This window comes from Streptomyces sp. NPDC059524 (assembly GCF_042749255.1).
Lineage (GTDB): Bacteria > Actinomycetota > Actinomycetes > Streptomycetales > Streptomycetaceae > Streptomyces > Streptomyces xanthii.
Window position 1 is genome coordinate 1 of sequence record NZ_JBHYTK010000018.1, and the last position, 9,904, is coordinate 9,904.

The following is a 9,904-nucleotide window of genomic DNA, read 5'->3' on the forward strand; positions in this document are numbered from 1 at the left end:
CGCACGAAGTGCGCATCTCCAGGGGCGCGGGGAACTGCGCGACCAGCCCCCACCGGAGCCGCAGACGAAGTCGATTGACCCAGGCCCACAATTGGCTGGCCCCGACGCAGAGTTGGGGAGGACGATGCGCCGCATGCGCTACTCCATCAACATCCCGAACTTCGGCGACTTCGCCGACGCCAGGACAGTCGCCCGCACCGCCGTGGCAGCGGAAGAGGCCGGCTGGGACGGCCTGTTCGTCTGGGACCACGTCGTGCACGACAAGAAGGTGCAGCAGGGCAAACCCTTCGGCGACCCCTGGATCCTGCTGACCGCGGCGGCCCTCGCCACGAGCCGGATCCGCCTCGGCCCCCTCGTCGCGGCGATCCCCCGCTACCGCCCCGAACAGCTGGCCCGCCAGACCGCCACCCTGGACGCCCTGAGCGGCGGCCGCCTGATCCTCGGGGCCGGACTCGGCGGCCCCGCCGACGACGAGTACGGCAGCTTCGGCGACACCACCGACCGCACCGTGCACGCGGAACGCCTCGACGAGGGCCTCGACCTGCTGGCCCGCTACTGGTCCGGCGAGACCGTCAACCACACCGGCGCCCACTACCGGGTACAGGAGACCCAGCTGCTGCCCGCCACGACGCAGCGCCCCCGCCCGCCCGTGTGGATCGGCGGCTTCTGGCCGCACCGGCGCCCGATGCGCCGCGCGGCCCGCTGGGACGGCGCGGCCCCGCTGTTCACGGACGCGCTGCACGGGGTGCCGCCCACGCCCGAACGGCTCGCGGAAGCCGTCGCGTACGTACGGGATCACCGCGAGGACCCGCAGGCCCCCTTCGAGATCGTCACCGGCGGCCTCACCCCCGCCGACCCGGCCGCAGCCCGCGACATCGTCGGCCCGCTCGCCGACGCGGGCGCCACCTGGTGGGACGAGCGCCAGCTGCAGAGCGGCGGCTCCGTCGACTCCTACGAGGCGGTCCTGCGCCGCATCGAGGCGGGACCACCGAAGATCTGAGGCACGAAGCCCGGGCCGGACCCTACGGCCAGACCAGGCAGTACGGCTGATGCCCCGCCTCGTGGAGGCGGTGGCTGAAGTCCTGCCACTCGTGCAGGAGCTGGTACACGTTGAACGCGTCCCGCGGCCCGCCCCGGTCCGGGACCGTCGACCAGATGAACGCCGCGGCGCCGACGGCCTCCTCGCCGACCCCGCGCAGCGGGTCGACGACCGTCATGGGGAGCTTGACCACCGCGTAGTCGGGGTGGAGCACGACCAGCTCCAGCGGCGGCACCTTGTGCAGGGGTATGCCCTCGATGCCGGTGAGGACCATCGCGGCCATCGTCTCCGGCTTGATCTTGGTGAACATGCCGCCCATGCCCAGCTCGTCCCCGCCGAGCTCCTCGGGACGCATGGAGATCGGGACGCGGGCCGCCGTCGCGCCGTCCGGCGCGCCGAAGTACTTGTAGGTCACCCCCACCCGGCCACCATTCCCGCCGCTCTCCCCGCCTGCCCCGCCGTCGACGCCCGCGCCGCCCTCGTCGTCCGGAGAGTCCGAGGCGCGCTGGGTCCGGGCCGCTCTGTCGTCGCGCCGGTGCTTCCCCCGACGGGCACGCCGCGGGCCCAGGTCGTCGGTCCCCTCGCCCAGTCCGCCGCCACCGCGATGCATATCTCCACCCGACTGCTGTTCCAAGGGCACCAAGGCCCTTTTCTAGGCCGCGCGACCGCCGACGCGCAACCCGATCATCGTGTCAGTGACCTCCCCCACCCTCACCCGCCGAAACGTGCGAGTGAAACAACTGCGCGAGCGGTCGGCCCCCCGGGCCGCAGGGGGCCCAGGACACCGAGTCTAGGCCGCCGCGGGTCCGCGCGGAGGAGGGCGAGAGGACGGGCCGTAACCTGAGAGGCATGGCAGAGGCGAACAACACCCCCTATCCCTATGAGGCACCCGTATCTCAGGGGCTCTTCGACCGTGCGTCCGTGGTCACGCCCGGTGGCGTGAACTCCCCGGTGCGCGCGTTCCGAGCCGTGGGCGGTACGCCCCGTTTCATGGTGTCCGGTACCGGTCCCTATCTGACGGACGCGGACGGCCGTGAATACGTGGACCTCGTCTGCTCGTGGGGGCCGATGATCCTCGGCCATTCCCACCCCGAGGTCGTCGCGGCCGTGCAGGAGGCCGTCGCGCGCGGCACCTCCTTCGGCACGCCCGGCGAGGGCGAGGTCGCGCTCGCCGAGGAGATCGTCGACCGGATCGCCCCGGTCGAGCAGGTGCGGCTCGTGTCCTCCGGCACCGAGGCCACCATGTCCGCGATCCGCCTGGCCCGCGGCTTCACCGGCCGCGCCAAGGTGATCAAGTTCGCCGGCTGCTACCACGGGCACGTGGACGCGCTGCTCGCCGCCGCCGGCTCGGGCCTCGCCACCTTCGGCCTGCCCGACACCCCGGGCGTCACCGGCGCCCAGGCCGGCGACACGATCGTCCTGCCGTACAACGACCTCGAGGCCGTCCGCGCCGCGTTCGCCGCCCACCCCGGCGAGATCGCCTGCGTCATCACCGAGGCCTCGCCGGGCAACATGGGCGTCGTCCCGCCCGCCGACGGCTTCAACGCCGGCCTCAAGGCGGTCTGTGCGGAGAACGGCGCGCTGTACATCTCCGACGAGGTCATGACCGGCTTCCGCACGTCGAAGGCCGGCTGGTTCGGCGTCGACGGCGTCGCGCCCGACCTGATGACCTTCGGCAAGGTCATGGGCGGCGGCTTCCCGGCCGCGGCCTTCGGCGGCCGCGCCGACGTGATGGCCCACCTCGCCCCCGCCGGCCCCGTCTACCAGGCGGGCACCCTGTCCGGTAACCCGGTCGCGACCGCCGCCGGCCTCGCCCAGCTGCGCCTCCTCGACGACGCCGCGTACGTCAAGGTCGACGCGGTCAGCGAGCAGCTGCGCACCCTGGTCACCGACGCGCTCACCAAGGAGGGCGTCGCCCACCGCCTGCAGAACGCGTCCAACATGTTCTCGGTGTTCTTCACGGAGAACGAGGTGCGCGACTACGACGACGCCAAGGCGCAGGAGTCGTTCCGCTTCACCGCGTTCTTCCACTCGATGCTGGCTCAGGGCGTCTACCTCCCGCCGTCCGCGTTCGAGTCCTGGTTCGTGTCGACCGCGCACGACGACCGCGCGATCGAGCGGATCGCCGCCGCGCTGCCCGCCGCCGCCCGCGCCGCCGCGGAGGCCACCGCATGAGCACCCTGAACAGCGGCTCCGGGCAGAGCGACAAGGACATCACCGTCGTCCACCTGATGCGCCACGGCGAGGTCCACAACCCGGACGGGATCCTGTACGGGCGGCTGCCCGACTACCACCTGTCCGAGCTGGGCCGGCAGATGGCCGACCGGGTCGCCGAGCACCTGGCGCCGCGGGACATCACGCACGTCGTGGCGTCCCCGCTGGAGCGGGCGCAGGAGACGGCGACGCCGATCGCGAAGGCCCACGGCCTGGACCTGAACACGGACGCGCGGCTCATCGAGGCGGACAACGTCTTCCAGGGCAAGACCTTCGGTGTCGGCGACGGCGCCCTGAAGAAGCCGGACAACTGGAAGCACCTCGTCAACCCGTTCAAGCCGTCCTGGGGCGAGCCCTACGTCGACCAGGTCGTGCGGATGATGGGCGCGCTCGACGCGGCGAAGGACGCGGCGCGCGGCCACGAGGCGGTCCTGGTCAGCCACCAGCTGCCGATCTGGATCGTGCGCTCGTACGTGGAGCGGCGCCGGCTGTGGCACGACCCGCGCAAGCGGCAGTGCACGCTCGCCTCGCTCACCACGTTCACCTACCTCGGCGACAAGATCGTGTCCGTGGGCTACACCGAGCCCGCCCGCGATCTCGTGCCCGCCCATCTCCTGGCCGGTGCCAAGCCGGTGAAGGGGAAGGACAAGGCGTTCGGCGCCTGAGCCACCGTCATCGGAAGGGCCGTCACCTCGTGGCGGCCCTTCCGCGCGCCTGCGCCGGTGCCTGTGCGCGTGCCCGTGCCCGTGTCTGTGCGCGTGCCCGTGCCTCCGCCCGTGCCTGTACGCATGCGGGTCTGCGGCGGCGTTGGGCGGCTTGTCGGCGGGCTCCTCCCGGGGCTCGGCAAAACCTGCCCAAAGCATCGCGATTCCAGGAACCCGGTCGCCCGGCCCTCCCTCTAATCCAGTGCGCACCGAGACCGGGTGCGCGGCGTGATGAATGGGGACGCGATGCGCGATGTCAGCCGCAGGGGAATGCTCGGACTGGGAGCGGGGGCGGCCGCCGCCGTGGCTCTGGCCGGCTGCGGATCGGGGAAGGCGCCGTCCGTCTCTACGGGGAGGCCCGGCCAGGGCGGGACCGGCGGTCCGGGCACACCCACCCCGCCCGCCGCCAAGCCGATCGGCGACGGCTCGACCGCGTACACCGGCAAGCAGCCGCACCAGCCGGCCCCGCCGGAGCGTCTGGAGCCGGGGCAGACCCCGCCGCAGTTCGTGATCTTCTCCTGGGACGGCGCGGGCGAGGTGGGCAACGGGCTGTTCCCCCGCTTCCTCGATCTGGCCCGTGAGCACAACGCGGGCATGACCTTCTTCCTCTCCGGGATCTACCTCCTGCCGGAGTCCAAGAAGCGGCTCTACCGGCCGCCGAACAATCCGGTCGGCGCCTCCGACATCGGCTACCTCACGGATGCCCACGTCAAGGAGACGCTGAAGAACGTGCGCCGGGCCTGGCTGGAGGGCCACGAGATCGGCACGCACTTCAACGGGCACTTCTGCGGTGGCTCCGGCTCCGTCGCCAACTGGACCTCCGCGCAGTGGCGCAGCGAGATCGACCAGGCCAAGTCCTTCGTCAAGGAGTGGCGGACGAACACCGGCTGGACCGACCTGCCGTCGCTGCCCTTCGACTACGACAAGGAGCTCATCGGCGGCCGCGCCCCCTGTCTGCTCGGCCAGCAGAACCTGCTGCCGACCGCCCGCGAGCTCGGCTGGCGCTACGACGCGTCCTCGCCCGGCGGCGTCCAGCGCTGGCCGGTCAAGAGCAACGGGGTGTGGGACCTGCCGCTGCAGGCCGTCCCCTTCCCAGGCCGCAGCTTCGAGGTCCTGTCGATGGACTACAACATGCTGGCCAACCAGTCGCTGAACTCGACGCGGGCCCCCGCGCACAACTACCCGCGCTGGCGCCGCCAGGCCACCGACGCCTACATATCCGGCTTCGACCGCGCCTACGAGACCAACCGCGCGCCGTTCTTCATAGGCAACCACTTCGAGGAATGGAACGGCGGCATCTACATGGACGCCGTCGAGGGCGCGCTCAAGCACATCGCGGCGAAGGCCGACAAGAACAAGGACGTACGGCTCGTGTCCTTCCGCCAGTTCGTCGACTGGATGGACGCGCAGGACCCCGCCGTGCTGGACAAAATGCGCACTCTGGACGTGGGTCAGAAGCCCGCGCAGGGGTGGGCCAAGTTCCTGACAAACCCTTCCTGAACTGGGATTTTCTCCGCGCGAGGGGGGTGCGGAAGATCCCCTAAACAGACATGCGAAACTTTTCACATGAGTGCCGCCCGACGCGCCCCCCGCACCACCCCCGCGACCAAGCGCCGCACCGCCGTCCTCGCCACCGGCGCCGCCGTCGCGGCGCTGCTGCTGACCGCGTGCGGCAACGGCGGCACCGCCGGGGGTGGCGGCAACACCAACTTCGTGTCCAGCTCCGGCGGGATCTCCACGGTCGCCAAGGGCGACCGCGGCACCGCGCCGGTGCTGTCCGGCAAGGACCTCGAGGGCAAGCCGCTCAGCACGGCCGACCACAAGGGCAAGGTCCTCGTCATCAACGTGTGGGGCTCCTGGTGTCCGCCCTGCCGCGCCGAGGCCAAGTACTTCGCCAAGGTCGCCAAGGAGTCCGACCCGAAGGACGTCCAGTTCCTCGGCATCGACACCCGGGACCCGCAGACCGACCAGGCGATCGCCTTCGAGAAGGACTACGGGATCCCCTACCCGAGCTTCTACGACCCCTCGGGCAAGCTGCTCCTCAAGTTCGAGAAGGGCACGCTCAACCCGCAGGGCATCCCGAACACCCTGGTCATCGACCGCGACGGCAAGATCGCCGCGCGCTCGCTGAAGGCGCTCAACGAGAAGAGCCTGCACAAGCTGATCGACCCCGTCATCGCGGAAAAGTGATCGACGGTGCCCCCCACTCTCGTCACCCTCGCCGCTGACGGCCTCGGCGGCACCGTGGAGAGCGGTGCCCTGGTCGTGGCGCTGCCCATCGCGGTGCTCGGCGGCCTCGTCTCGTTCTTCTCCCCGTGCGTGCTGCCGCTCGTGCCCGGCTACCTGTCCTACGTCACCGGTGTCTCCGGCACCGACCTGGCCGAGGCCCGGCGCGGACGGATGGCCGCCGGCGCCGGACTCTTCGTCCTCGGCTTCACCGCCGTCTTCGTGTCCGGCGGCGCCCTCTTCGGCTTCTTCGGGCAGACGCTCCAGGAGTACCAGGACGTCCTGACCCGGATCCTCGGCATCCTCATGGTCGTCATGGGGGTCTTCTTCATGGGCTTCATGCCCTGGATGACCCAGCGTGAGTTCCGCATCCACAAGCGGCCGGTGACCGGACTGGTCGGCGCCCCGATACTGGGCGCCCTCTTCGGCATCGGCTGGACCCCGTGCATCGGCCCGACCCTCGCCTCGGTCAACACCCTGGCGTTCCAGGAGGGCAGCGCGGGCCGCGGCGCCATACTGATGGTCGCCTACTGCCTCGGGCTCGGCCTGCCCTTCGTGCTCGCCGCGGTCGCCTTCCGCAAGGCGCTCGGAGCCTTCGGCTGGGTCAAGAAGCACTACGCCTGGGTGATGCGGATCGGCGGCATCATGATGATCCTGACCGGCGTCCTCCTGCTCACAGGTGTCTGGGACACCCTGGTGCAGCAGATGCAGACCTGGTCCAACGGCTTCTCGGTGGGAATCTGATCCATGAGCACCACGAACAGCGGCAACAAGAGCGCCACGGACGCGACGCCCGGCACGGCGCAGGAGCCGGCCGGGACCGCCGCGACCGAGGCGTCCGAACCGGACGCGGCGGCCGGCCGCCTGTCCACCGCGCCCCAGGAGGACAGCGGTCCGACCCTGCCACGGCTCGGCGTCATCGGCTGGGCCCGCTGGTTCTGGCGGCAGCTGACCTCCATGCGGGTCGCGCTGATCCTGCTCTTCCTGCTGTCCCTCGGCGCGATCCCCGGATCGCTGATCCCGCAGACCGGCACCGACCCGCTCAAGGTCGAGGACTTCCAGAAGGCGCACACCACGCTCGCGCCGGTCTACGAGAAGCTCGGGCTCTTCCACGTCTACAGCTCGGTGTGGTTCTCCGCGATCTACATCCTGCTGTTCATCTCGCTCATCGGCTGCATCGTCCCGCGCACCTGGCAGTTCGTCGGCCAGCTCCGCGGCCGGCCCCCGGGCGCCCCCCGGCGCCTGACCCGGCTGCCCGCCTACGCGACCTGGCGCACCGAGACCGCCCCCGCCGACGTGCACGCCGCCGCGCTCACCGTCCTCAAGACGCGCCGCTACCGCGCCCACGTCGCCGGTGACGCCGTCGCCGCCGAGAAGGGCTACCTGCGCGAGGCCGGCAACCTCGTCTTCCACATCGCGCTCATCGTGATGCTCATCGCCTTCGCCTGGGGCCAGCTGTTCAAGTCCGAGGGCGGCAAGCTGATGGTCGAGGGCGACGGAGGCTTCTCCAACGCCCTGCCGATGTACGACGACTTCAAGTCCGGGAACCTCTTCGACACGGACACCGACCTCACCCCCTTCAGCTTCCAGCTCGACAAGTTCGTCGGCACCTACGAGCGCACGGGCCCCAACAAGGGCACCCCGCGCACCTACCGCGCCGAGGTCACGTACAGCGAGGGCGCCGACGGGAAGCAGAAGAAGACCGCGATCGAGGTGAACAAGCCCCTCGACGTCGACGGCACCAAGGTCTACCTCAACGGCCACGGCTACGCGCCGACCGTCACCGTCCGCGACGGCAAGGGCAAGGTCGTCGCCCGGCAGACCGTCGCGCTGCTGCCCATCGACGCCAACGTCACCTCCACCGGTGCCATCAAGGTCATGGACGGCTACCGCGACAAGAACGGGAAGAAGGAGCAGCTCGGCTTCAACGCCTTCTTCGTGCCCACCTTCGCGGGCTCCGGCAAGGGCGACATGTTCTCCCAGTTCCCCGCCGCTGACTTCCCCGTGCTCGCGCTGTCCGCGTACCACGGCAGCCTCGGCGTGGACTCGGGCATCCCGCAGAACGTGTACCAACTGGACACCTCCAAGATGAAGGAGTTCAAGGACTCCAAGGGCGAACTGCTGAAGAAGCGGCTGCTGCCCGGCGAGACCCTGAAGCTGCCGAACGGTGCCGGCTCGATCACCTTCGAGAAGGACATCAAGCAGTGGGCCAGCTTCCAGATCACGCACCAGCCCGGTGACGGCTGGGCGCTCGCCGGTGCGCTCGCCGCGATCGCCGGTCTGGCCGGCTCCCTGTTCATCCAGCGCCGCCGAGTCTGGGTGCGCGCTGTCGAGGGCTCCGACGGCGTCACCGTCGTCGAGATGGCGGGCCTGGGCCGCAGCGAGTCCGCGAAGCTCCCCGAGGAGCTCGGCGAACTCGTCGGCCAGTTGCACGACCAGGCGCCCAGCGCCCCCGAACCCGACTCCGCACCGTCAGCCGAAGGGGCTGGGAAATGACTCTCGCCGCCGCGACCAACGAGAACCTGGCGCACACCAGCAACGTCCTGATCTACTCGTCGATGGCCGTGTATCTGCTGTCGTTCTTCGCGAACATGGCCGAGTGGATCTTCGGCAGCCGCAGCAAGGTCGGCCGCACCGCGGCCGCGCTGACCGGCGCCAAGGACGCGGAGGGTACCGCCCGCGCCGGCGCGCCCGCCGTCACCGTGAAGAAGAAGGACGGCGGCACGGCCGTCCTGGACCGTCCCGCGGTCGTCACCCGGGCCGGTGCCGGATCACGTGACGTGCCGGACGGCCCCGGTGCCGCGGGCGACGACGCGCAGGGCGACCTCTACGGGCGTATCGCCGTCTCTCTCACGGCTCTCGCCTTCGTCATCGAGCTCGCCGGTGTCGTCACCCGTGCCATGTCGGTGCAGCGTGCCCCCTGGGGCAACATGTACGAGTTCAGCATCACCTTCTCCACCGTCGCCGTCGGCGTGTACCTCGCGCTGCTCGCGCTGAAGAAGAACGTCCGCTGGCTCGGCCTCCCCCTGGTCACCACGGTCCTCCTCGACCTCGGCCTCGCTGTCACTGTCTTGTACACCGCGAGCGACCAGTTGGTTCCCGCTCTTCACTCGTACTGGCTGTACATCCACGTCTCGACGGCGATCTTCTGCGGCGCGGTCTTCTACGTCGGCGCCGTCGGCACGCTCCTGTACCTGTTCAAGGACAGCTACGAGAACAAGCTCGCGAACGGGGGCACGCCCGGCAAGTTCGCCACCTCGGTCATGGAGCGGCTGCCCGCCTCGGCGTCCCTCGACAAGTTCTCCTACCGCGTCAACGCGGCGGTCTTCCCGCTGTGGACGTTCACGATCATCGCGGGCGCCATCTGGGCCGGCGACGCGTGGGGCCGCTACTGGGGCTGGGACCCGAAGGAGACCTGGTCGTTCATCACCTGGGTCGCGTACGCCTGCTACCTGCACGCCCGCGCCACCGCCGGCTGGAAGGGCCGCAAGGCCGCCTACCTGGCCCTGATCGCCTTCGGCTGCTGGATCTTCAACTACTACGGCGTCAACATCTTCGTCACCGGCAAGCACTCCTACGCCGGCGTCTGAGCCGCCCGCAGGACACGTACGACAACCGTGGGGGGGGGGGCGGCCGCCCCCGCCGGGGGGCGGCCCCCGCGGGGGCCGTCAGACACACCCCGCCCCGGCCGGCCCCCCCCCCACCCCCCCGCCCCCCCCGC

9 protein-coding genes are annotated in these 9,904 nt (G+C 70.7%); 8 read left to right on the forward strand and 1 reads right to left on the reverse strand.

The annotated features are described in order from the left end of the window. The first annotated feature begins 133 nt into the window (after positions 1 to 133). Positions 134 to 1,000, forward strand: coding sequence for an LLM class flavin-dependent oxidoreductase (locus tag ACFW9D_RS07875; RefSeq protein WP_384619114.1), 867 nt, complete (start codon positions 134 to 136; stop codon positions 998 to 1,000). Positions 1,001 to 1,022: 22 nt separating this feature from the next. Here ACFW9D_RS07875 and ACFW9D_RS07880 read toward each other — a convergent pair whose 3' ends face one another. Beyond that, positions 1,023 to 1,649 (reverse strand): hypothetical protein, encoded by a 627-nt coding sequence (locus tag ACFW9D_RS07880; RefSeq protein ID WP_188337502.1) that lies wholly within the window; start codon positions 1,647 to 1,649, stop codon positions 1,023 to 1,025. Between the two features lie 239 nt (positions 1,650 to 1,888). Here ACFW9D_RS07880 and hemL point away from each other — a divergent pair, with 239 nt between their 5' ends. From hemL to ccsB, 7 genes are all read left to right on the forward strand, one after another. Continuing rightward, the gene (hemL, locus tag ACFW9D_RS07885; RefSeq protein ID WP_384619117.1) at positions 1,889 to 3,214 is read left to right on the forward strand and encodes a glutamate-1-semialdehyde 2,1-aminomutase; all 1,326 of its coding nucleotides are present in this window, start codon (positions 1,889 to 1,891) and stop codon (positions 3,212 to 3,214) included. Beyond that, positions 3,211 to 3,918 (forward strand): histidine phosphatase family protein, encoded by a 708-nt coding sequence (locus tag ACFW9D_RS07890; RefSeq protein ID WP_188337500.1) that lies wholly within the window; start codon positions 3,211 to 3,213, stop codon positions 3,916 to 3,918. The genes hemL and ACFW9D_RS07890 overlap by 4 nt, the downstream gene beginning before the upstream one ends. Positions 3,919 to 4,203: 285 nt before the next feature. After that, positions 4,204 to 5,457 (forward strand): hypothetical protein, encoded by a 1,254-nt coding sequence (locus ACFW9D_RS07895; protein WP_384619120.1) that lies wholly within the window; start codon positions 4,204 to 4,206, stop codon positions 5,455 to 5,457. A gap of 66 nt (positions 5,458 to 5,523) precedes the next feature. Next, positions 5,524 to 6,147, forward strand: a complete 624-nt coding sequence (locus ACFW9D_RS07900) for a TlpA family protein disulfide reductase (protein WP_384619122.1) — start codon at positions 5,524 to 5,526, stop codon at positions 6,145 to 6,147. Between the two features lie 6 nt (positions 6,148 to 6,153). Then, entirely contained in the window at positions 6,154 to 6,927 is a 774-nt protein-coding gene (locus tag ACFW9D_RS07905; RefSeq protein WP_188337498.1) for a cytochrome c biogenesis CcdA family protein, read from the forward strand. A 3-nt stretch (positions 6,928 to 6,930) separates the two neighbouring features. Beyond that, positions 6,931 to 8,679 (forward strand): cytochrome c biogenesis protein ResB, encoded by a 1,749-nt coding sequence (locus ACFW9D_RS07910; RefSeq protein ID WP_384619125.1) that lies wholly within the window; start codon positions 6,931 to 6,933, stop codon positions 8,677 to 8,679. Further along, the gene (ccsB, locus tag ACFW9D_RS07915) at positions 8,676 to 9,773 is read left to right on the forward strand and encodes a c-type cytochrome biogenesis protein CcsB (protein ID WP_188337496.1); all 1,098 of its coding nucleotides are present in this window, start codon (positions 8,676 to 8,678) and stop codon (positions 9,771 to 9,773) included. Before ACFW9D_RS07910 ends, ccsB begins: the two co-directional genes overlap by 4 nt. Positions 9,774 to 9,904: the final 131 nt, after the last annotated feature.

Excerpts from the sequence above, each read along its gene's own strand:
- ACFW9D_RS07875 (WP_384619114.1), top strand. The coding sequence starts at position 134 with ATGCGCTACTCCATCAACATCCCGAACTTCGGCGACTTCGCCGACGCC.
- ACFW9D_RS07880 (WP_188337502.1), bottom strand. The coding sequence starts at position 1,649 with ATGCATCGCGGTGGCGGCGGACTGGGCGAGGGGACCGACGACCTGGGC.
- hemL (WP_384619117.1), top strand. The coding sequence starts at position 1,889 with ATGGCAGAGGCGAACAACACCCCCTATCCCTATGAGGCACCCGTATCT.
- ACFW9D_RS07890 (WP_188337500.1), top strand. The coding sequence starts at position 3,211 with ATGAGCACCCTGAACAGCGGCTCCGGGCAGAGCGACAAGGACATCACC.
- ACFW9D_RS07895 (WP_384619120.1), top strand. The coding sequence starts at position 4,204 with ATGCGCGATGTCAGCCGCAGGGGAATGCTCGGACTGGGAGCGGGGGCG.
- ACFW9D_RS07900 (WP_384619122.1), top strand. The coding sequence starts at position 5,524 with ATGAGTGCCGCCCGACGCGCCCCCCGCACCACCCCCGCGACCAAGCGC.
- ACFW9D_RS07910 (WP_384619125.1), top strand. The coding sequence starts at position 6,931 with ATGAGCACCACGAACAGCGGCAACAAGAGCGCCACGGACGCGACGCCC.
- ccsB (WP_188337496.1), top strand. The coding sequence starts at position 8,676 with ATGACTCTCGCCGCCGCGACCAACGAGAACCTGGCGCACACCAGCAAC.